18 protein-coding genes are annotated in these 20,933 nt (G+C 63.6%); 17 read left to right on the top strand and 1 reads right to left on the bottom strand.

Going from position 1 to position 20,933, the window contains the following annotated elements:
• Window positions 1-120 precede the first annotated feature (120 nt).
• From AA098_RS13250 to AA098_RS13240, 3 genes are all read left to right on the top strand, one after another.
• The gene (locus AA098_RS13250; RefSeq protein WP_003248334.1) at window positions 121-639 is read left to right on the top strand and encodes a type VI secretion system tube protein Hcp; all 519 of its coding nucleotides are present in this window, start codon (window positions 121-123) and stop codon (window positions 637-639) included.
• Window positions 640-734: 95 nt separating this feature from the next.
• Complete coding sequence (gene tssA, locus AA098_RS13245) at window positions 735-1,820, top strand: type VI secretion system protein TssA (RefSeq protein WP_004576643.1); 1,086 nt, start codon at window positions 735-737, stop codon at window positions 1,818-1,820.
• Window positions 1,821-1,987: 167 nt separating this feature from the next.
• Window positions 1,988-4,504 carry an excinuclease ABC subunit UvrA gene (locus AA098_RS13240; protein WP_064614356.1) on the top strand — a complete coding sequence of 839 codons (2,517 nt, stop codon included), beginning with the start codon at window positions 1,988-1,990 and terminating at the stop codon, window positions 4,502-4,504.
• 45 nt (window positions 4,505-4,549) lie between these two features.
• Here AA098_RS13240 and AA098_RS13235 read toward each other — a convergent pair whose 3' ends face one another.
• Window positions 4,550-5,425 carry an AEC family transporter gene (locus AA098_RS13235; RefSeq protein ID WP_060537984.1) on the bottom strand — a complete coding sequence of 292 codons (876 nt, stop codon included), beginning with the start codon at window positions 5,423-5,425 and terminating at the stop codon, window positions 4,550-4,552.
• A 427-nt stretch (window positions 5,426-5,852) separates the two neighbouring features.
• Between AA098_RS13235 and AA098_RS13230 the strand changes: the two genes are divergently transcribed.
• From AA098_RS13230 to AA098_RS13165, 14 genes are all read left to right on the top strand, one after another.
• A complete protein-coding gene (locus tag AA098_RS13230) occupies window positions 5,853-7,151 on the top strand; it encodes an MFS transporter (protein WP_003248327.1) in 1,299 nt (432 codons plus the stop codon).
• A gap of 81 nt (window positions 7,152-7,232) precedes the next feature.
• On the top strand, window positions 7,233-7,541 hold the full coding sequence (locus AA098_RS13225) for a hypothetical protein (RefSeq protein WP_003248325.1): 309 nt from the start codon (window positions 7,233-7,235) through the stop codon (window positions 7,539-7,541).
• 49 nt (window positions 7,542-7,590) lie between these two features.
• The gene (locus AA098_RS13220) at window positions 7,591-8,142 is read left to right on the top strand and encodes a YbhB/YbcL family Raf kinase inhibitor-like protein (RefSeq protein ID WP_003248323.1); all 552 of its coding nucleotides are present in this window, start codon (window positions 7,591-7,593) and stop codon (window positions 8,140-8,142) included.
• 554 nt (window positions 8,143-8,696) lie between these two features.
• Entirely contained in the window at window positions 8,697-9,758 is a 1,062-nt protein-coding gene (locus tag AA098_RS13215; protein WP_003248320.1) for a 3-deoxy-7-phosphoheptulonate synthase, read from the top strand.
• A gap of 80 nt (window positions 9,759-9,838) precedes the next feature.
• Window positions 9,839-10,120 carry a peptidylprolyl isomerase gene (locus AA098_RS13210; RefSeq protein WP_003248318.1) on the top strand — a complete coding sequence of 94 codons (282 nt, stop codon included), beginning with the start codon at window positions 9,839-9,841 and terminating at the stop codon, window positions 10,118-10,120.
• Window positions 10,121-10,262: 142 nt separating this feature from the next.
• Complete coding sequence (locus AA098_RS13205; RefSeq protein WP_064614354.1) at window positions 10,263-12,062, top strand: extracellular solute-binding protein; 1,800 nt, start codon at window positions 10,263-10,265, stop codon at window positions 12,060-12,062.
• Complete coding sequence (locus AA098_RS13200) at window positions 12,059-13,117, top strand: microcin C ABC transporter permease YejB (RefSeq protein ID WP_003248306.1); 1,059 nt, start codon at window positions 12,059-12,061, stop codon at window positions 13,115-13,117. The genes AA098_RS13205 and AA098_RS13200 overlap by 4 nt, the downstream gene beginning before the upstream one ends.
• Window positions 13,117-14,133, top strand: a complete 1,017-nt coding sequence (locus tag AA098_RS13195) for an ABC transporter permease (protein ID WP_019751708.1) — start codon at window positions 13,117-13,119, stop codon at window positions 14,131-14,133. The genes AA098_RS13200 and AA098_RS13195 overlap by 1 nt, the downstream gene beginning before the upstream one ends.
• A 59-nt stretch (window positions 14,134-14,192) precedes the next feature.
• A complete protein-coding gene (locus AA098_RS13190; protein ID WP_003248302.1) occupies window positions 14,193-15,575 on the top strand; it encodes a sigma-54-dependent Fis family transcriptional regulator in 1,383 nt (460 codons plus the stop codon).
• Window positions 15,576-15,800: 225 nt separating this feature from the next.
• Window positions 15,801-17,192 carry a GntP family permease gene (locus tag AA098_RS13185; RefSeq protein ID WP_064614352.1) on the top strand — a complete coding sequence of 464 codons (1,392 nt, stop codon included), beginning with the start codon at window positions 15,801-15,803 and terminating at the stop codon, window positions 17,190-17,192.
• Window positions 17,193-17,202: 10 nt separating this feature from the next.
• A complete protein-coding gene (hbdH, locus tag AA098_RS13180; RefSeq protein WP_060544984.1) occupies window positions 17,203-17,973 on the top strand; it encodes a 3-hydroxybutyrate dehydrogenase in 771 nt (256 codons plus the stop codon).
• Between the two features lie 55 nt (window positions 17,974-18,028).
• Entirely contained in the window at window positions 18,029-18,508 is a 480-nt protein-coding gene (gene eco / locus AA098_RS13175; RefSeq protein ID WP_019751711.1) for a serine protease inhibitor ecotin, read from the top strand.
• A 91-nt stretch (window positions 18,509-18,599) separates the two neighbouring features.
• Window positions 18,600-20,552 carry an acetoacetate--CoA ligase gene (locus AA098_RS13170; protein WP_064614350.1) on the top strand — a complete coding sequence of 651 codons (1,953 nt, stop codon included), beginning with the start codon at window positions 18,600-18,602 and terminating at the stop codon, window positions 20,550-20,552.
• A gap of 87 nt (window positions 20,553-20,639) precedes the next feature.
• Window positions 20,640-20,915, top strand: a complete 276-nt coding sequence (locus tag AA098_RS13165) for a peptidylprolyl isomerase (protein ID WP_004576651.1) — start codon at window positions 20,640-20,642, stop codon at window positions 20,913-20,915.
• Window positions 20,916-20,933 lie beyond the last annotated feature (18 nt).

Raw genomic sequence — 20,933 nt, 5'->3', positions numbered from 1 at the left:
TGGGGCCTCACAGGATGAGGCCCGGGCGGCGGCAAGCTACCTCTGCCGGCACGCCCGGCGAGGTCAAAACCAAGGGGCGCATGAGCAACCCTTTACATGTTGTTAATGGAGAGTTTCACAATGGCATTTGACGCGTATATCCAAATCGACGGCATCCCAGGCGAAGTACTGGATGAAAAACACAAGGACTGGATCGAAGTGCTGGGCTACGAGTACGGCGCCACCCAGGCTACGTCGGCAACCGCCAGCTCTTCGGGCGGTGCGTCCTCCGAGCGCGTTGCCCTGAGCGACTTCAAGATCCGCAAGGCAGTCGACAAGGCATCGGCCAAACTGTTCGAACACTGCTGCACCGGCAAGCACATCGCCAAGCTGAAGCTGAACGTGAACCGCGCCGGTGGCGACAAGGTCACCTACCTGACCATCGACATGGAAGAAGTGGTGGTCTCTTCGGTCAGGTTTGTCGCCGGTGGCAACCAGAGTGGTGAAGACAAGGCGGTCAGCGACCTGCCCGTTGAAGAAATCAGCTTCAACTTTGCCCGCATCAAAACCACCTACACCCAGCAGAACCGCACCGACGGCCAGGCCGGCGGCAACATCGTAGGTGGCTGGGACCGCACCGCGAACAAAGTGTTTGCCTAAGCACGTACCGAACCATGGGCCGCTTCGGCGGCCTGTGTTCCGCAGCGCGCCGGGTTTTCCGGCGCGCTGTTCATTAGCCATGTCCAGAGTGTTCTATGCCTGAAATTCTCAATGACCTCTCGCTGGCCACACTGGTCGCCCCTATCGAGGGTGGCAGTGGTGAAGACTTGAGCTTCTCTGCCTTGTTCGACCAGATCAAGGAGGCACGCCGGGCGGACCCTGACTACCTGACCCAGGGCGACTGGCAAACCGACTTGAAGACTGCCGACTGGGAGCAGGTGATCAACCTGTCGGCTCAAGGGCTTGCGCAGCAAAGCAAAGACCTGATGCTGGTGGCCTGGCTCTGCGAGGGGCTGGCCCAACGTGAACACTTCGAAGGCATCACCTTTGGCCTCGAGTTGACCGAACAGCTCCTGGTTGCGTTCTGGGAAACGCTGTATCCCACCCTCGAAGACGGCCTGGACGAGCGCGCGGCGCGACTGTCCTGGTTGAAGACCACGCTCACCGACATTGCCGGTGGCTTGCCCATTATCCAAGGGCAGCATTTTGGCGTGTTGCGCTATGACGAGTCACGCCATGTAGAAAACCTCGCCTTGCAAAACCCCAAGGCAATGCAGACAGCGCTGAACGAAGGCAAGATCAACGCCGAGATCTTCCAGCGCTCGGTAGCGCTTACCGACACCGATTACCTGCGCGCCAAGGCCCAGCAGATCGCTACCAGCCTGAATGCATGCAAACGCCTGCAGGCCAGCGCCGACCGCCTGTTCGGCCACGAGGCGCCCAGCTTTGCCAGCCTTGCCGACATGCTATCGCGTGCCAGCCAGCTGGCGGAAAAACTGCTCAAGGACCGCGGCGTAGAGCTTCACCCCGCCATCCCGGAGGAAGCACAGCCACAGGCCACGGGCGCCAACCTCCACGAAGCAGGTGAGCCGATGAATGCCACGCCCCCGACGACCGCGCCTGCAGCCCTGCGCACCACCCCGCTGACCCGCGACGAGGCATTCACCATGCTTGCGGGCATCGCCCAGTACTTCAAACAGAGCGAACCGCAAAGCCCGGTACCCTACCTGATCGAACGCGCTATCAAGTGGGGCAACATGCCGCTGGAAGGCTGGTTGAGTGACGTGATCAAGGACAACAATGTGGTGGACAACATCCGCGATGTGCTGGGCACCCGCTAGGGGCTGCAATAAAAGCCTTGAGACGGACGTCAGGTAAGGCGAAGACAGCCGGCGCCCTGCCACCCCACCGGCTCCATCGGGTAGATTCCTTGACTGCTGCCCACGCAAGGGCGCTGCAATTGCTGTTAACTTGAGCGCACTGCTCAGCATCAGACAAGGACTGCTTCATGCCTCCAAGCCCGACCACCCCAAGCGGTTTCATCCGCGTCCGTGGCGCCCGCGAGCACAACCTGAAGAACATCGATGTCGATATTCCCCGCGATGCCTTGGTGGTGTTCACCGGCGTGTCTGGCTCGGGCAAGTCTTCGTTGGCGTTCTCCACGCTGTATGCCGAAGCCCAGCGGCGTTATTTCGAATCGGTGGCGCCCTATGCCCGGCGCCTGATCGACCAGGTTGGCGTGCCGGATGTCGATGCCATCGACGGGCTACCGCCGGCGGTGGCCCTGCAGCAGCAACGCGGCACACCGAGTGCACGTTCCTCGGTGGGTAGCGTGACCACCTTGTCCAGTTCGATCCGCATGCTTTACTCCCGCGCAGGCCATTACCCGGCCGGGCAAGCGATGCTGTACGCCGAAGACTTTTCTCCGAACACGCCCCAGGGCGCTTGCCCGCAGTGCCATGGCCTGGGCCGTGTCTACGAGGTGACCGAAGCGACCATGGTTCCCGACCCGTCGCTGACCATTCGTGAGCGTGCGGTGGCGGCGTGGCCAATGGCGTGGCAAGGGCAAAACCTGCGCGACATCCTGGTCACGCTGGGCTATGACGTCGATATCCCTTGGCGCGACCTGCCTCAGGCGCAGCGCGACTGGATCTTGTTCACTGAAGAGACGCCCACCGCCCCCGTGTATGCCGGCCTGACCCCGGCGCAGACCCGCGAAGCGCTCAAGCGCAAGCTGGAGCCCAGCTATCAAGGCACGTTCATGGGTGCCCGCCGTTACGTGCTGCATACCTTCATGCACTCGCAGAGCGCGCAGATGCGCAAGCGTGTGGCCCAGTACATGCGCCCCAGCCCCTGCCCGCTGTGCCAAGGCAAACGCCTGAAGCGCGAAGCGCTGGCCGTGACCTTCGCCGGGCTGGACATCGCCGAACTGTCGCACCTGTCGTTGCAGGCGCTGGCTGAGGTGTTCCGCAAGGTGGCGGCAGCCGACTACCTGACCCGGCAGCAGGACGAGCTGACACTGGAAAAACGCCTGGCGGCCCAACGTATCGCCAAAGAACTGCTCGAACGCATTGATACGCTGCTTGACCTCGGCCTCGGTTACCTGGCCCTGGAGCGCAGCACCCCGACCTTGTCTTCTGGTGAACTGCAACGCCTGCGCCTGGCCACCCAGCTGAATTCGCAGCTGTTTGGGGTGGTTTACGTACTCGACGAGCCGTCGGCCGGCTTGCACCCGGCCGACAGTGAAGCGCTGTTCGAAGCCCTGCAGCGCCTGAAACAGGCTGGCAACTCGGTGTATGTGGTGGAGCACGACCTGGACACCATGCGCCGCGCCGACTGGCTGGTGGATGTAGGGCCAGCTGCCGGCGAACACGGCGGCACCATCCTCTACAGCGGGCCGCCCGCCGGCCTAGCCGAGGTGCAACAGTCATGCACCCGCACCTACCTGTTCGATGCCCCGGTACAGGCCACACGCGCCCCCCGCCAAGCACGCGACTGGCTGAAGCTTGAAGGCATCACGCGCAATAACCTCGATAACCTGAGCGCCGCATTTCCGTTGGGCTGCTTTACCGCCGTTACCGGTATTTCCGGCTCGGGCAAATCCAGCCTGGTCAGCCAGGCCCTGCTGGAACTGGTGGGGGCACACCTGGGCCATGCCGAGCAACCTAGCGAGCCCGAAGCGCAAAGCCTGGAAGACGAACCTGAACAGACCAGCAGCGGCCACGTAAGCGCCGGGCTTGGCAGCATCAAGCGGCTGGTGCAAGTTGACCAGAAGCCGATCGGCCGCACGCCGCGCTCCAACCTGGCCACCTACACAGGCCTGTTCGACCACGTGCGCAAATGCTTCGCGGCTACCGAGCAGGCCAAGGCACAGGGCTTCGACGCCGGGCGCTTTTCGTTCAACGTTGCCAAGGGCCGGTGCGCCAACTGCGAGGGAGAGGGTTTCGTCAGCGTCGAGCTGCTGTTCATGCCCAGCGTGTACGCGCCCTGCCCGACCTGCCAGGGTGCCCGCTACAACCCCGAAACCCTGGCGGTGAGCTGGCAAGGCATGAACATCGCGCAAGTGCTGCAGTTGACCGTCGACCAGGCCCTGCAGGTTTTTGCCGAGCAACCGCCTGCCCGCCGTTGCCTGCAGGTGCTGCAGGATATCGGCCTGGGCTACTTGCGTCTGGGCCAACCGGCCACCGAGCTGTCCGGTGGTGAAGCGCAGCGGATCAAGCTGGCGACCGAACTGCAGCGCATGGCCCGTGGGGCGACCCTGTATGTGCTGGATGAGCCCACCAACGGCTTGCACCCGCAGGACATCGACCGGCTGCTGGTACAGCTGAACCGCCTGGTAGAAAGCGGGCATAGCGTGGTGGTGGTCGAACATGACATGCGAGTGGTGGCACAGAGCGACTGGGTGATCGATATCGGGCCGGGGGCTGGCGATGCCGGGGGCAAGGTGGTGGTCAGTGGCACGCCGCAGGTGGTGGCGGCATGTACCGACAGCCGCACGGCCGCGTTTTTGGCCAAGGCCTTGTGAGCCTTGCGCATTGACTCAACGGAAATTGCTGTCGTTGCCTATCGCTTACATCCACCAAGCCAGCACCACCGGCAACCAGGCAAACGACAGCACCGTAGAACACATCACCAGGTTCGCCACCTGCTCTGGCTCACGGTTGGCCCGCACCGCCATCAGGTAGTTGAACACGGCTACCGGCATCGCCGACTGCACCATCAGCACCGCACGCTCCAGGCTGTCCATACCCAGTACCGCGCCCACTGCCCAGCCCACCGCAGCCCCCAGGCCAATGCGCAAACCGCCCAGCAGCATGCCGCTGCCCACGTGACGCAGGCGAATGCTGGCCAGTGACACCCCCAGGGTCAGCAGCATGAGCGGAATGGTCATGCCGCCCAGCAGGTCTGCGGTATTGGCCAGCCAACGCGGCAGTTCGAAATCGAGAAAAATGATGGGCATGCCGCCGACCAGGCTGATGATGATAGGGTTGCGCAGCAACGCCTTGAGCGAAGCCGCCGTGCCGGAGATGGCCATGCCGATGGTGAACTGCACGATCGACAGGGTCAGGAAAAATGCCACGGCCAGGGCCAGGCCATGCTCACCGAAGGCATACAGACTGATCGGCAGGCCCATGTTGCCGGTGTTGGGGAACATGAATGCCGGCAGCAGTACCCGCCAGTGCATGCCCGACGCGCGACACACCAGCAAAGCGGCCAAGGCCATCCCCAAGGTGCACAGCAAGCAGGCCACGGCCATGCTGGTAAAGGCATTCGGGTCCAGGTCGGTACGACTGAGGGTGGACAGTACCAGCGAAGGTGTGCCGACGGTCATCACCACCCGGGCGATGAAATCAGTGGGGTAATCCAGGCCCTTGCGGGCCCAGGCAAAACCAATGCCGGCGACGATGAAAACCGGGGCCAGGACTGCGAACAGCGACGCGAACATGGGGGGCCTTCCTTGATGGGGTTCAGCATTATGCCGCACTCAGTGAGAGTACCGGGCCGATCTCACCGCACGCAGGCGCCGCCATCGAAAATGTCTGTGGAAGACATGTTCATGTCGCGCTGAGACTGCGGCGTCTCGTCGCACGCCCAGGCCCCTTGGGCAAAAGCGTCCAAGCCCGTAGAATCCCGCTTCCTTTTCGCCCGTCGCCTTGAACGGTGGCAACCAGTAGCAATGACAGAGTCAGCGCCTGAACACATGAACGCACATGTGAAGTAGGCTCAACCCTCCCCGCCCGGCCCATCTCCCATAACGCCCAGCGGTTGAGTCTTGCCCAGGTCGCATCCGTGTCGCCACTCGCCCCTTGCCGGGTCGAGCCGGTGTGCGCGCCGAGAAGGTGCTCATTCCGCTCATCCAACTAGAGGTACGTATGTCTCCGCGTTTGCTGGCCATGGCGCTGGCGCCCCTGCTCGGGCTGTTCATCATTGCCCTGGGCAACGGCTTCATGTCTTCCCTGACCACCCTGCGCCTGGGCGCCGCCGGTGAGTCTGCAACCACCATTGGTATCGTCTCGTCGACCTACTTCATCGGCCTGACCCTCGGCGCCATCTTCAACGACCGGCTGATCCTGCGCATCGGCCACATCCGCGCCTACACCAGCTTCGCCTCGCTGATCGCCGTGACCATCCTGCTGCAAGGGTTGTTCTACGAGGTCACCTGGTGGTCGGTGCTACGCCTGATCAACGGCTGGGCCGCAGTGGGCGTGTTCCTGGTGATCGAAAGCTGGCTGCTGCTGGCCGGCGACGCGAAAATCCGCGGCCGCCTACTGGCGCTGTACATGATCGCCTTCTACGGCGCCGGGGTAATCGCCCAGGCCGGCCTTGGCGAAATCACCCAGCTAGGCGATACCGCCCCGTTCATGCTGGCCGGCGTGCTGGCCGCCCTGTCGGTGTTGCCGATCGTGATCCTGCCGCGGGTTTCGCCGCTGCTGGACCAGGTCGAACCCCTCAAACCCCGCCAGTTGCTGGGCGTGGCACCGTCGGGCCTGGTCGGCTGCTTCGGTTCGGGCGTAGCGATTGCCGGCATCTATGCGCTGCTGCCACTGTACCTTCAGCGCATCGGCTTGGAGGTGGGTGAGGTCGGCAACATGATGGCCTGGGTGATTCTTGGCGCGATGCTGCTGCAATACCCGGTCGGGCGCTGGTCCGACCGCAAGGATCGCCTCGATGTGCTGCTCGCGCTGGCCGCGTTGTGCGTTGTCCTGTCGCTTGTCACGGTGTTCCTGCCATCGGACTCGTTCCTGCTGCCGGCCATGCTGTTCCTGCTGGGTGGTGGCGTGTTCACCCTGTACCCGGTGGCGGTCAGCCATGCGGCCGACCGCGCGCCGTCCGATGCGCTGGTGCCGATGATCCAGGGCCTGCTGCTGATCAACTCGCTGGGCTCGGCCATGGCACCGGTGGCCATTTCGCCGATGATGACCGAGTTTGGCGAGGCTGGGCTGTTCTGGGCGTTTGCCGTGGTCAACCTGGCCATGGTGTGCTTCTTCATGTGGCGCCGCGGCAAGCGCCCGGCGGCAGAGCACCCGGCGCCGTTCACCGCTTCGACCACCTTCTCGCCAACCGGTGCCGAGTTGCGGGTGACCGAAGACCTGATGCATGCGGCGCAGGAGCATCCGCCGCTGGAGCCGGTCGAAACCCCGGCACCCGCACAGCGCTCGGAATCTTGTTGATTGCCACTCGTCGCCCAGAAGGCACCCGGCCAGCCGCTGCCAGCCAAACGAATGACAGATCTTGCACAAAGGAGAAGTCCCATGATCCGCATTCGCCCGCTGTCCCTGTGCCTGGCGCTGGCCCTGACCAGCCTCACCGGCGCTGCCTTCGCCGCCACCGACACCCATACCGACAGCCATCCGCAAACTGACCAGTCCGGCGGCAAGACTGCCGGTGAAGGCAGCAGCGTCAACAGCCCCGGTAGCAGCAAAGGTAACGACAGCAGTGACACCGGCAGCAACGCCGATGCCGCCGACGGTGCCTCTGGCGGCTCCAACAGCACCGGCGAAGCCACCGGCTCTGGTGCCGGAGCCAGCGGAGGCACTGCCGAGGACCAGGACAGCCGCTGAGGCAGACCTGGACTAGACTAAGCCCTTGACGCCCTGCCAAGGATTGACCATGCACCTCAGACACTGGCTGTTCGCTGCGTTGCTGCCCTGCACAGCGTTAGCCGCCGCGGGCGGCCAAGGCGCGATGTCGGTCAGTTCCTCGTCTTTCACCGATGGCGGCGTCATTGCCCTGCAACAGGTCGGCCAGGACCCAGCATGTGGGGCCGGTGAAGAGCGAACCCCGCAACTGAGCTGGGACAACCTGCCCGCAGGTACGCGATCACTGGCCCTGATCATGTTCGACCCGGACGGTGGCAAGGGCGTGGGTGTGGTGCACTGGGTGGCCTACAACATCGATCCCGAACAGGATGGGCTCAAGGAAGGCATGGCGGGGTTGAGCGGGCCCTACGTGACAGTGGGCCGCAACTCCCGTGGCACCCAGAGCTACCGCGGCCCCTGTCCACCCGCCGGCGACAACCCCCATCATTACGCCCTGACCCTGATTGCCACCGACCTGCCCTTGGGTACCTTGCCCGAGGGGCTGGACCGCAGCGGCCTGCTGCAACTGCTGCAAGGCCACGCCCTGGGGGCGCAGAGTCTGGTCGGGCGCTACGGCCATTGAACCAGTCAGTACAAAAATAAATGATCGGCCCTATAGCATTTATCCATTGAATGGCCCGCACGAACTGAAGTAAGCTCGGGCTCATTCACTGGAGAGCAACATGCCGAAACACACCCGCAACCCCGCCAACCACACCGGTCGCAGCCTGCGCCCTGTGCTGGCCGTTGCCGGCTGCGTGGCACCTGCCAGCTATTACTTTGGGTATTGGTTTAGCCACTAGGCGCCGATACCCACCCGGCGCCCACCTTCGAGGGGCCGCCGAACATGAGAATACTCAAACCCCCGGTCGGCTTCCCGACCGGGGGTTTTGCTTTTCAGGCCTTTGACCAACACCGATTCACCTTGAGGACAGATTCATGAACTACGCCACTTATTACTACGCAAACACCTCCGCCTGGCGATTTAGCCAATCCCGTTCGGGCCAGCCTGCCGCCTCCGATCGGTCTTCTACAGGTGGCAATGCAGCAGCCAATACGAATTCAACGATCTGTCGAACACCTCGATAGGGCCGACCATGCGGGCTTGAACCCGCTGTCCGCCCAGGGAAAAACGCCATGCACGCTTCCAGCCTCGCCCTGCCCCTGACCCAGCCGCAAGCGGCCAACACCACTGTCAGCAAACGCCTGCCCAGCCCGCACCTGCTCAAGCAACAGATGCCACTGCCCAGCGAACTGGCCCAGCAAGTCCAGGCCCATCGCCAGGCCATCCGCAACATCCTCGAAGGCCGCGACCCGCGCCTGCTGGTCATCGTCGGCCCCTGCTCGATTCATGACCCGCGCTCGGCCCTGGAATACGCCGACCGCCTGGCCGCCCTTGGCCGCGAAGTCAACGACAAGCTGCTGCTGGTGATGCGCGCCTACGTCGAAAAACCGCGTACTACAGTAGGCTGGAAAGGCCTGGCCTACGACCCGCACCTCGATGGCAGTGACGACATGCACTCGGGTATCGCCTTGTCCCGCGGGCTGATGCTGAACATGATCGAACGCGGCCTGCCAATTGCTACCGAGTTGCTGCAACCGATGGCCGCCGGCTACTTCGACGACCTGTTGGCCTGGGCCGCGATCGGCGCACGCACCACCGAATCGCAAATCCACCGCGAAATGGTCAGTGGCCTGGAACTGCCGGTCGGATTCAAGAACGGTACGGACGGCGGCATCGCCATCGCCAGCGACGCCATGCGCAGCGCGGCCCACCCACACCGCCACTTCGGTATGGATGCACAGGGCCACCCGGCGATCATCGAGACCTTGGGCAACCCGGACACACACCTTGTACTGCGTGGCGGCCACAAAGGCCCGAACCACGATGCCAACAGCATCGCCATGGCCCGCCAGGCGTTGGCCAAGGCCGGTCTGCAGGCACGGATCATGGTCGATTGCAGCCACGCCAACAGCGGCAAGGACCCGGCGCGCCAGCCAGCGGTCTTCAATGATGTGCTGGAACAGCGCCTGGCCGGCGACCGTTCGTTGGTCGGCGTCATGATCGAAGGGCACTTGTTCGATGGCTGCCAGGCGCTGGGCAAGGGCACACTGAAATACGGTGTGTCGATTACCGACGGCTGCCTGGGCTGGGCCTCCACCGAAACCCTGTTGCGTGAGGCGGCACAAAAACTGTAGGCCGAAGGTTGTAAGCCTGGCGAGACATACCCCGGACAAGTGCGCTAGGCTTGCCTTTTTACCCCCAAGGAGCAGTACCCATGGCCCGTGCAACCGCCCGCCACATTCTGGTCAGCAGCGAAGACAAGTGCAACGAACTCAAAGCCCAGATCGAAGCAGGCGCCGACTTCGCTGAAATCGCCAAAGCCAACTCCACCTGCCCGTCCAGCCGTCAGGGCGGTGACCTGGGCTCGTTCGGCCCAGGCCAGATGGTCAAGGAATTCGACACCGTGGTCTTCAGCGCCCCAGTCAACACTGTGCAAGGCCCGGTGAAGACCCAGTTCGGCTACCACCTGCTGGAAGTGACCAGCCGCCAGGACTGATTCACCCCTCCCGGTGATCAGCCCCCCTGTGGGAGCGGGTTTACCCGCGAAGAGGCCAGACCAGACAACCTCGTTGCCTGCTCCGACGCATTCGCGGGTAAAGCCGCTCCCACAAGTATTGTGGGGGCTTGTATTTTCGTGCATGGGCTTTACGGTCCAGGCCGCTCCCACCCACGCCCTCACGGTCTACGGCGAAGCCCCCCGCTACGCCGCCAGCTTCCGGCATTTCGACTATGTAAACCCCGACGCCCCCAAGGGCGGCATCTTGCGCCGTTCGGCCATCGAGATCGGCCAGTTCGACCATATCCTCCCCTACATCGACAAAGGCATCGGTGTCAGCGAAGTCGATGGTCTGTTGTACGCGCCACTGGCGGTACGCTCTTACGATGAACCCTATACCGTTTACGGCCTGATCGCCCGGCGCATGGAGCGCGGCCCCAATGATGAGTGGCTGCGTTTCGACATCGACCCACGCGCCACCTTCGCCGATGGCAGGCCGGTGCGCGCCGAAGACGTGCGTTTCACCTTCGAACTGCTGATGAGCAAGGGCAGCCTGAAGTACCGGACCCAGTTCGCCGACGTGGCCGGCGTGACCGTAGAAAGCCTGCACAGCGTGCGATTCGACTTGAAGCCCGAGCACGGCCGCACCTTGGCGCTGGACCTCGCCAGCCTGCCGGTAATGCCCGAGCACGACTGGCAGCAGCGCGATTTTGCCAACGGTGCCGGCTTCGACAAGCCGGTTGGCAGCGGGCCATACCGCATCGGGCGCATCGACAACGGCCGCAGCATCACCTTCGAACGCGACCCGACATGGTGGGCGCGTGACCTGCCGGCCAGCCGTGGCCGCTACAATTTCGACAAGCTGCGCATCGAGTACTTCGGCGACACCGAAGTGGCGCGCCAGGTACTCAAAGGCGGTGGCTACGACTACAACCGCGAGTTCTCCGCCACGGCCTACACCTTGGGCTACAACGGTGCGCAACTGGACGACGGCCGCCTGCAGCGCGCCCACCTGGGCCCGGCCAAACCGCAGGTGGCTCAGGGTTTTGTGTTCAACCTCGACCAGCCGCAGTTCAAGGACCGCCGTGTGCGGCAGGCGCTGGGTATGTTATGGGACTTCGAGTGGAGCAACCGGCAGATGATGCGCAACCTGTACATCCGCCAGCAAAGCGTGTTCTCCAATACGCCGTTGGCCGCTCGCCAGTTGCCGGATGCGGGTGAGTTGAAGCTGCTCGCCCCCTTGCGCGGCCAGGTGCCAGATGAAGTGTTCACCACGGTGTTCACTGCCCCGGTCACCGACGGCTCGGGGATCGTCCGTAAACAGCAGTTGCAGGCCCTGGCCCTGCTCGAACAAGCCGGCTGGCACCCCGAAGGCGACCGCCTGGTCAATAGCCAGGGCACGCCGCTGGCGTTCACGTTCCTCAATGGCCAGGCGGGCCTTGAACGCCTGCTGCTGCCGTGGAAGCGCAACCTGGCCCAGATCGGCGTGACCCTGAACATCCGCAACGTCGACTCGGCCCAGTACGTCAACCGGCTGATGGCGCGCGATTACGACATGATCGTCACCGGCTACCCGGTCACCCTGTCGCCGGGCGCCGAGTTGTACAACTACTTTGGCTCGGCGGCCGCTCACGACCCCGGCTCGAACAACCTGATGGTTTTGCAGGACCCGGCCGTAGACCACCTGATCGACGGCCTGGTCCGCGCCGACACCCAGGCCGACATGCTGCGCCACGCCCATGCCCTGGACCGCGTGCTGCAATGGAATTATTACTGGATCCCCAACTACTACCCGCCAGGCAGCTCCACCGCCTGGTGGAACCGCTTCGGCCTGCCCAAGGTCCAGGCCACCTATGACGAGGGCCTGGACACCTGGTGGGAGGTCAGCCCTACCCCGCTGACCAACGCGCAGATGGCCGAACGCCGGAAGGCCTCGCCATGACCGCTTATATCCTGCGCCGTCTGTTGCTGATCATCCCGACGCTGCTGGCAATCCTGCTGGTCAATTTCGCCATCGTCCAGGCCGCGCCGGGTGGGCCGGTGGAGCAAGCCGTGGCGCGCCTGCAGGGCATCGGTGGCGGCGCCCCCGGCGCGCGAACTGAAGTGGTCCATGGCGAATCCCGGGCCACACGCGGCCTGGACCCGAAACTGATCGAAGAGATCAAGCGCCAGTATGGCTTCGACAAATCCGCCCCCGAGCGGCTTTGGTTGATGCTCGGCCAGTATGCCCGGCTGGACTTTGGCAACAGCTTCTTCCGCGGCGCCAAAGTCACCGACCTGATTCTCGACAAGTTGCCGGTCACCCTCTCGCTGGGCTTCTGGGCCACGCTGATCACCTACCTGGTGTCGATTCCGCTGGGTATCCGCAAGGCGATGCGCCACGGCAGCCGCTTCGATGCCTGGAGCAGCGCGTTGATCGTGATCGGTTACGCCCTGCCTTCGTTCCTGTTCGCATTGCTGCTGATCGTCCTGTTTGCCGGCGGCACTTCGCTCAACTGGTTCCCGGTGCGCGGCCTGGTCTCGGACAATTTCGACGAGCTCAGCCTGCTGGGCAAGGTCGCCGACTACTTCTGGCACCTGGTGCTGCCGGTCGCGGCCCTGGTGATCGGTGGGTTCGCCACCCTCACGCTGTTGACCAAGAATGCCTTCCTCGACGAGGTTTCCCGCCAATACGTGGTCACTGCCCGGGCCAAGGGCCTCAGCGAACGCCGCGTGCTGTATGGCCACGTGTTGCGCAACGCCATGCTGCTGGTGGTGGCCGGGCTGCCACAGGCGCTGATCACGGTGTTTTTTGCCGGCTCGTTGCTGATCGAGGTGATCTTCTCGCTCGATGGCCTGGGCCGCATGAGCTATGAGGCCGCGGTGTCGCGGGACTACCCGGTGGTGTTCGGTACGCTGTTCATCTTCACCCTGGCGGGCCTGCTGATTCGCCTGCTCGGTGACCTCTCTTACACCCTGCTCGACCCGCGCATCGACTTCGATACGAGGGCGCACTGATGCTATCGCCCCTGTCGCGCCGTCGCCTGCAACGTTTTCGCCGCCACCGCCTGGGCTGGGTGTCGCTGTGGTTGTTTGCCGGCCTTCTGCTGCTGAGCCTTTGCGCCGAACTGGTGGCCAACGACAAGCCACTGCTGCTGGGCTACAAGGGCAATGTGTACGTGCCGGCGCTCAAACGCTATACCGAGCAGCAGTTCGGCGGGCAACTGCCGTTTCAGCCCGACTACCGCAGCGCCTATGTGCGCCAACTGATCGCGGAACAGGGTGGCTGGATGCTGTTCGCACCTATCCCGTTCAGTGCCGACACACCTAATTACGACCTGCAGGTGCCCACCCCCAGCCCGCCCAGTGCCAGCAACTGGCTAGGCACCGACGACCAAGGCCGTGACGTGCTGGCGCGGGTGCTTTATGGCACGCGGGTATCGCTGCTGTTCGCCTTTGCCCTGACCGTGGTCAGTGTGCTCATTGGCGTGGCGGCGGGCGCCCTGCAAGGCTACCACGGCGGCTGGGTCGACCTGTTCGGCCAGCGCTTGCTGGAGGTATGGTCGGGGTTGCCAGTGTTGTATCTGTTGATCATCCTCAGCGGTTTTGTCGAACCGGATTTCTGGTGGCTGCTGGGGATCATGGCGCTGTTCTCCTGGCTGACCCTGGTCGACGTCGTGCGCGCCGAGTTCCTGCGTGGGCGCAACCTGGAGTATGTAAAGGCAGCGCGGGCGTTGGGATTACCGGACAGTCAGGTAATGGTGCGGCATATCTTGCCCAATGCCATGAATGCCACGCTGACCTATGTGCCGTTCATGCTGACCGGGGCGATCACCACACTGACCGCGCTGGACTTTCTGGGCTTTGGCATGCCAGCGGGCAGCGCCTCGCTGGGCGAGCTGGTGACCCAGGGCAAGCAGCACCTGGAGGCGCCGTGGCTGGGCTTTACCGCGTTCTTTGCGCTGGCGGTGATCCTGTCACTGCTGGTGTTTATCGGGGATGCCTTGCGTGAGGCGTTTGACCCCCGACGATGAGTTTTCAGGCCAGGCCTTTTCGCGGCCTTGTGCCAATACATGATTCAGGATGTTCACCCATGCACGACAGCAACAGCCTCAAGGACTACCCCCAGGTACGGCAACTGGCGATCCGCTCGCTGTTCGAGATCATCGAACAGTCCAGCGAAGGCACGGTGATCGTCGACCGCCAGGCACGCATCGTCTGGATGAACGAACGCTACGCTCGGCGCTTTGGCCTGGCCGACGCTGCCAGTGCCATCGGCCAGCCGTGCGAAACAGTGATCCCCGGCAGCCTGATGCGCGACGTGGTGAGCAATGGCCGCCCCATCCTGCTGGACATGCTCGACACGCCGAACGAGCCGTTGGTGGTCATGCGCCTGCCCATCCACGATGACCAGGGCGCGCTGATCGGCGCCATTGGCTTTGCCCTGTTCGACGAACTGCGCAGCCTGTCGCCGCTGCTCAAGCGCTACGCCAGCATGCAGCAGGAACTGGCCTCGACCCGCTCGCAACTGCGCGCCCGCCAGGCCAAATACAGCTTCGCCCAGTTCGTAGGCAGCAGCGCGCCCAGCCTGGAAGCCAAGCGACGCGCCCGGCGTGGCGCCGGCAGTGATTCGCCCGTGTTGCTGCTGGGCGAAACCGGCACCGGCAAGGAGCTGCTGGCCCACGCCATTCACGCAGCGTCAGCACGGGCACACAAAGCTTTTGTCAGCATCAACAGCGCCGCCATCCCCGAGACGTTGCTGGAAGCCGAATTCTTCGGCACCGCGCCGGGTGCCTTTACCGGCGCTGACCGCAAAGGCCGCAGCGGCAAGCTGCAACTGGCCGAAGGCGGCACGCTGTTCCTCGACGAGATCGGCGACATGCCGCTGGCCCTGCAGAGCAAGCTGCTGCGGGTGTTGCAGGAAAAGGAATACGAACCGGTAGGATCGAACCAGATGCTGCGCAGCGATGTGCGCATCATTGCCGCCACCTCCATCGACCTGCAGGCAGCCATGGCCCGCGGGGCCTTCCGCGCCGACCTGTATTACCGGCTGAATGTGCTGCCGATCGAAGTCCCGCCGTTGCGACAACGGCTTGAGGACCTGCCCGCGCTGTGCGAGGCCATATTGGCTGAGCTGGGCAGCCAGTACGAGCTGGAAGCTGAAGCGCAGCAACTGCTGGCCAGGCATGCGTGGCCGGGGAACATTCGCGAGCTGCGCAATGTGCTGGAGCGCGCGACCCTGCTGGCGGATCAGCCCCGGTTGGGGGTGGCGGACCTGCGTGCGGCATTGGGGCCATTGAGCCCGCTGGCTGAAGCGCCCGTCCGGCAGCGCTACCGTGACGCGTGCGAGGCCTTTGAACGCGGCCTGATTGCCGGGGCGCTGGCCGAACAGGGAGGAAAAGTCCCAGAGGCCGCGGCAGCCTTAGGTCTGGGGCGGTCGACGCTGTACAAGAAGATGGCGGCACTTGGTCTCTGATTGGAGACTTTTGTTTCTGATTTGAGATTGCCGCCAGAGGTGCGCCCTTTATCACAGGCAAGCCAGCGATGGGCTGTAACGCAGCCCCTGGCGTCTCTGAAGGTAGACATAGACTTCTAACAAAACCCTTTAACCCTTACAAATCAGCCAGTTACATAGTTGGCACGATTCCCGCTATCTCCTGTTCAACGATAAAAACAAGACTCACCCAGGAGACCCACCCCGATGACCGTGCTCATCGCACTCGCCGCTCTGGCCTTGCTGATGCTGGCCGCCTACCGCGGTTACAGCGTAATCCTCTTCGCCCCCATCGCCGCCCTCGGCGCTGTGCTGCTCACCGACCCGGCTGCCGTCGCCCCTGCGTTCACGGGGGTGTTCATGGAGAAAATGGTCGGTTTCATCAAACTGTACTTCCCGGTATTCCTGCTGGGCGCGGTGTTCGGCAAGCTGATCGAGCTGTCCGGCTTCTCCCGCTCGATCGTCGCCGCGGCCATCCGCCTGCTCGGCACCCGCCAGGCGATGCTGGTCATCGTACTGGTCTGTGCCCTGCTCACTTACGGCGGTGTTTCGCTGTTCGTGGTGGTGTTCGCGGTGTACCCGTTCGCCGCCGAAATGTTCCGTCAGAGCAACATCCCCAAACGCCTGATCCCGGCCACCATCGCCCTGGGCGCATTCTCGTTCACCATGGACGCCCTGCCCGGCACCCCACAAATCCAGAACATCATCCCCAGCACCTTCTTCAACACCACCGCCTGGGCCGCACCGTGGCTGGGCCTGATCGGCACGCTGTTCGTGTTCCTTACCGGCATGGCCTACCTGCAGCGCCAGCGCAACAAGGCCCTGCGCGCCGGTGAAGGTTATGGCACCGACTTGCGCAACGAACCGGAAACCGCTGCCGACCTGAGCCTGCCCAACCCCTGGCTGGCGCTGTCGCCGCTGATACTGGTGGGGGTGATGAACCTGGTGTTCACCCACTGGATACCACAATGGTACGGCCCCAGTCACAGCCTGCAATTGCCAGGCATGAGCGCACCGGTACAAAGCGACGTGACCAAGCTGACGGCCATCTGGGCTGTGCAGGCCGCGTTGCTGGTGGGCATCCTGATGGTCCTGGTGTGCGCCTTTGGCGCCATTCGTACACGCCTGGCCGAAGGCACCAAAAGCGCGGTGGGTGGTGCCTTGCTGGCAGCCATGAACACCGCCTCGGAATACGGCTTTGGCGCGGTTATCGCCTCGCTGCCGGGTTTTCTGGTGCTGGCCGATGCCCTGCGCGGCATCCCCAACCCCTTGGTGAACGAAGCCATCACCGTGACCTTGCTGGCCGGCATCACCGGCTCCGCTTCGGGCGGCATGAGCATCGCCTTGGCAGCCATGGGCGACACGTTCATCGCCGCCGCCCACGCGACCGATATCCCGCTGGAAGTGCTACACCGGGTAGCCGCCATGGCCAGCGGTGGCATGGACACCCTGCCGCACAACGGCGCGGTGATCACCTTGCTGGCGGTGACCGGCCTCACCCACCGCGAGGCCTACAAGGACATTTTTGGTATTACCCTGATCAAGACCCTGGCGGTGTTCGTGGTGATCGCTACGTTCTACGCCACTGGCATCGTCTAAGGAGCATGGCATGACCCTTGAAGGCAAAACTGCACTCGTCACCGGTTCCACCAGCGGCATTGGCCTGGGCATCGCCCAGGTATTGGCCCGGGCTGGCGCCAACATCGTGCTCAACGGCTTTGGCGACCCGGGCCCCGCCATGGCGGAAATGGCCCGGCACGGGGTGAAGGTTGTGCATCACCCGGCCGACCTGTCGGAGGTGATCCAGATCGAGGCCTTGTTCAACCTGGCCGAACGTGAATTCGGCGGCGTCGACATCCTGGTCAACAACGCCGGTATCCAGCATGTGGCACCGGTTGAGCAGTTCCCGCCAGAAAGCTGGGACAAGATCATCGCCCTGAACCTGTCGGCCGTATTCCATGGCACACGCCTGGCGCTGCCGGGCATGCGCACGCGCAACTGGGGGCGCATCATCAATATCGCTTCGGTGCATGGCCTGGTCGGCTCGATGGGCAAGGCAGCCTACGTGGCAGCCAAGCATGGTGTGGTCGGCCTGACCAAGGTGGTAGGCCTGGAAACCGCCACCAGTCATGTCACCTGCAATGCCATTTGCCCGGGCTGGGTGCTGACACCGCTGGTGCAAAAGCAGATCGACGATCGTGCGGCCCAGGGTGGCGATCGGCTGCAAGCGCAGCACGATCTGCTGGCAGAAAAACAACCATCGCTGGCCTTCGTCACCCCCGAACACCTCGGTGAGCTGGTACTCTTCCTGTGCAGCGAGGCCGGTAGCCAGGTTCGCGGCGCCGCCTGGAACGTCGACGGTGGCTGGTTGGCCCAGTGACGGGCGGCCTGGGCCTGGCAACGGTCCCGCATTCGTTTATCAGCAAGGAGGCCTTATGCGCCCTACCCCAATGACCGCGATTCTGGCCCTGAGCCTGGCCGCCGCCGCACCTGCGATGGCCGCCAGCCTGAAGGACATCGCGCCCTACCCCGAGGCGGAAAAAGGCTTCACCCGGCAGGTTATCCACCTACCGGCCCAGGCCGACGAGTCGGCCTATAAACTGGAAATCCTGGCTGGCAAGACGCTGCAGGTCGACTGCAATCGTCAGCGCCTGGGCGGCAACCTGGAAGCACGCACCCTGGAAGGCTGGGGCTACAATTACTACCGCCTGGACAACGTCAGCGGCCCGGCCAGCACGCTGATGGCCTGCCCGGACAGCAAGAAGACCGAGGCCTTCGTGCCGGTGGTCGGCGATGGCTTCCTGCTGCGCTACAACAGCAAGCTGCCGGTGGTGGTGTATGTGCCCAAGGATGTCGAAGTGCGTTACCGCGTGTGGTCGGCATCGCAGGATGTGCAGAAGGCTAAAGTAGAGTAGGCAGGCCCCCTTTCTCTGCAGGGTCAGCCTCTTCGCACCACAAGGCTGATCCTGCCCTGAGCCTGTTTTGTTCCGGTAAAGGAGATTCGGCATGAACGATGTGCTCTGGCGCCCGTCCACAACGCAGATCGAGGCCAGCCGGATGGATGCCTTCCGCCGCCGGGTCAACCTGCGCTACAACGTGCAACTCAACGACTACCAGGCCCTGCACGGCTGGAGCATCGAACAGCGCCCCGCCTTCTGGCAAACCCTGGCCGAGTATTTCCACGTTCATTGGCATACGCCGCCCAGCCAGGTGCTCAGCGAAGGGCCGCAAATGCCCGATGCACAGTGGTTCGCCAATGCCACCCTGAACTTTGCCGAACACCTGCTGCGCCGCCGCGACGACCGCCCGGCCGTGGTCGCCGTGCGCGAAGACGGCCAACGCGAAGTGTTCACCCATGCCGAACTGGCCGCACAGGTGGCCGGGCTGCAAATGGCATTCAAGGCTGCAGGTATCGTCCCGGGCGACCGGGTAGCCGCCATCATGCCCAACACCTGGCAAACACTGGTGGCCATGCTCGCCTGCACCAGCCTTGGCGCGGTCTGGTCTACCTCCTCGCCCGAGTTCGGCGTGCACGGCATCATCGACCGCTTCGGCCAGATCGAACCCAAGCTGCTGATCGTCTGCGCCGGTTACGAGTATGCAGGCAAGGCCATCGACCAGGTGACCAAGGTCAACCAGGTGTGTGCGCAGTTGCCTGGCCTGGAGCAACTGATCGTGGTGCCCCATACCCGCAAAGGCACGCGTGCCGACGAATTCCAGGCAGCCAACGTCAGCCTGTGGGATGACTTCTTCCAGCCCGGCGGCGAGCCCCGTTTCACCCCGCTGCCGTTCGACCACCCGCTGTACATCCTCTATTCCAGTGGCACCACTGGCGTCCCCAAGTGCATTGTCCATCGCGCCGGAGGCGTGCTGTTGCAGCACCTCAAGGAACACGGCCTGCACAACGACCTGAAGGCCGATGACGTGCTGTTCTACTACACCACCTGCGGCTGGATGATGTGGAACTGGCTGGCCAGCGGCCTGGCGGTGGGTGCCACGCTGGTGCTGTACGACGGCTCGCCGTTCCACCCAGGCCCCGGGCGCCTTCTGGACCTGATAGAGGCCGAGGGTATCCACGCTTTCGGTACCAGCGCCAAGTACCTGGCGGCACTGGAGCAGGCAGGCCTGGAACCTGCCACCAGCCACTGCCTGACCAGCCTGCGGCTGTTGCTGTCCACCGGTTCGCCGCTGTCACCGCACAGCTATGACTATGTGTACGACAAGATCAAGGCCGACCTGTGGCTCGTGTCCATGTCGGGCGGCACGGACATTGTCTCCTGCTTCGTGCTGGGCAACCCGACCCTGCCTGTGCGTCGTGGCGAAATCCAGTGCAAGGGCCTGGGTATGGCGGTGGAGGTGTGGAACGAGCAGGGTCAGCCCGTGGTGGACGAAAAAGGTGAGCTGGTGTGCACGCGCAACTTCCCCTCGATGCCACTCGGTTTCTGGAACGACCCGGACGGTCGCCGTTACCACGATGCTTACTTCAGCCAGTTTCCGGGGGTGTGGGCCCAAGGCGACTACGCCGAGCAGCGTGCCAGCGGGGGCATGGTGATCCACGGTCGCTCCGACGCCGTGCTCAACCCGGGCGGCGTGCGCATTGGCACGGCGGAGATCTACCGCCAGGTGGAAAAAGTCGAACAGGTCGTGGAAAGCGTGGCCATCGGCCAGGACTGGAACGGGGATGTGCGGGTGGTGCTGTTCGTGCGCCTGCACGACGGCCTGCAGCTGGATGAAGCCCTGCGCCAGCACATCCGCCAGGTGATACGCCAGTACACCACACCCCGCCATGTCCCGGCGGTGATCGCCCAGGTCAGCGACATACCGCGCACCATCAGTGGCAAGCTGGTGGAACTGGCGATTCGCGATGTGGTGCATGGGCTGCCGGTTAAGAACACCGATGCCCTGGCCAACCCGGAGGCGCTTGATCAGTTTCGTGATCGCGCAGAGCTGAAGAGCTGACATTCATCGCGGCCATTTAGGCGCGATCGCTACAACAGGACTCAATCAGGCATAATGCCGCCTTTTTCCCCGATGCACAGGTAGCCCATGAAAGCCCAAGCCCGCCACATACTGGTCAAGACCGCTGACGAAGCCGAAAAGCTCAAGCAGCGCATCGCCAACGGTGAGGCTTTCGACGTGCTCGCCAAAAAGTGCTCTCTTTGCCCATCGGGCAAGCGCGGTGGTGACCTGGGCGAAATTCGCCCGGGGCAGATGGTCGGCGCCATCGATCAGGTGATCTTCAAGAAGCCTCTGCGTGTGGTACACGGGCCGATCAAGAGCAAATTCGGCTACCACCTGGTGCAAACGTTCTACCGCGACTAACGCGCTAGCCCTTTGCCA

Source organism: Pseudomonas sp. JY-Q, assembly GCF_001655295.1.
Taxonomy (GTDB): domain Bacteria; phylum Pseudomonadota; class Gammaproteobacteria; order Pseudomonadales; family Pseudomonadaceae; genus Aquipseudomonas; species Aquipseudomonas alloputida.
This window is presented reverse-complemented; position numbering and strand designations above follow the sequence as displayed.

Excerpts from the sequence above, each read along its gene's own strand:
- AA098_RS13250 (WP_003248334.1), top strand. The coding sequence starts at position 121 with ATGGCATTTGACGCGTATATCCAAATCGACGGCATCCCAGGCGAAGTA.
- tssA (WP_004576643.1), top strand. The coding sequence starts at position 735 with ATGCCTGAAATTCTCAATGACCTCTCGCTGGCCACACTGGTCGCCCCT.
- AA098_RS13165 (WP_004576651.1), top strand. The coding sequence starts at position 20,640 with ATGAAAGCCCAAGCCCGCCACATACTGGTCAAGACCGCTGACGAAGCC.
- AA098_RS13235 (WP_060537984.1), bottom strand. The coding sequence starts at position 5,425 with ATGTTCGCGTCGCTGTTCGCAGTCCTGGCCCCGGTTTTCATCGTCGCC.
- AA098_RS13200 (WP_003248306.1), top strand. The coding sequence starts at position 12,059 with ATGACCGCTTATATCCTGCGCCGTCTGTTGCTGATCATCCCGACGCTG.
- AA098_RS13225 (WP_003248325.1), top strand. The coding sequence starts at position 7,233 with ATGATCCGCATTCGCCCGCTGTCCCTGTGCCTGGCGCTGGCCCTGACC.
- AA098_RS13240 (WP_064614356.1), top strand. The coding sequence starts at position 1,988 with ATGCCTCCAAGCCCGACCACCCCAAGCGGTTTCATCCGCGTCCGTGGC.
- eco (WP_019751711.1), top strand. The coding sequence starts at position 18,029 with ATGCGCCCTACCCCAATGACCGCGATTCTGGCCCTGAGCCTGGCCGCC.
- AA098_RS13190 (WP_003248302.1), top strand. The coding sequence starts at position 14,193 with ATGCACGACAGCAACAGCCTCAAGGACTACCCCCAGGTACGGCAACTG.
- AA098_RS13210 (WP_003248318.1), top strand. The coding sequence starts at position 9,839 with ATGGCCCGTGCAACCGCCCGCCACATTCTGGTCAGCAGCGAAGACAAG.
- hbdH (WP_060544984.1), top strand. The coding sequence starts at position 17,203 with ATGACCCTTGAAGGCAAAACTGCACTCGTCACCGGTTCCACCAGCGGC.
- AA098_RS13170 (WP_064614350.1), top strand. The coding sequence starts at position 18,600 with ATGAACGATGTGCTCTGGCGCCCGTCCACAACGCAGATCGAGGCCAGC.
- AA098_RS13195 (WP_019751708.1), top strand. The coding sequence starts at position 13,117 with ATGCTATCGCCCCTGTCGCGCCGTCGCCTGCAACGTTTTCGCCGCCAC.
- AA098_RS13215 (WP_003248320.1), top strand. The coding sequence starts at position 8,697 with ATGCACGCTTCCAGCCTCGCCCTGCCCCTGACCCAGCCGCAAGCGGCC.
- AA098_RS13205 (WP_064614354.1), top strand. The coding sequence starts at position 10,263 with ATGGGCTTTACGGTCCAGGCCGCTCCCACCCACGCCCTCACGGTCTAC.
- AA098_RS13220 (WP_003248323.1), top strand. The coding sequence starts at position 7,591 with ATGCACCTCAGACACTGGCTGTTCGCTGCGTTGCTGCCCTGCACAGCG.
- AA098_RS13185 (WP_064614352.1), top strand. The coding sequence starts at position 15,801 with ATGACCGTGCTCATCGCACTCGCCGCTCTGGCCTTGCTGATGCTGGCC.
- AA098_RS13230 (WP_003248327.1), top strand. The coding sequence starts at position 5,853 with ATGTCTCCGCGTTTGCTGGCCATGGCGCTGGCGCCCCTGCTCGGGCTG.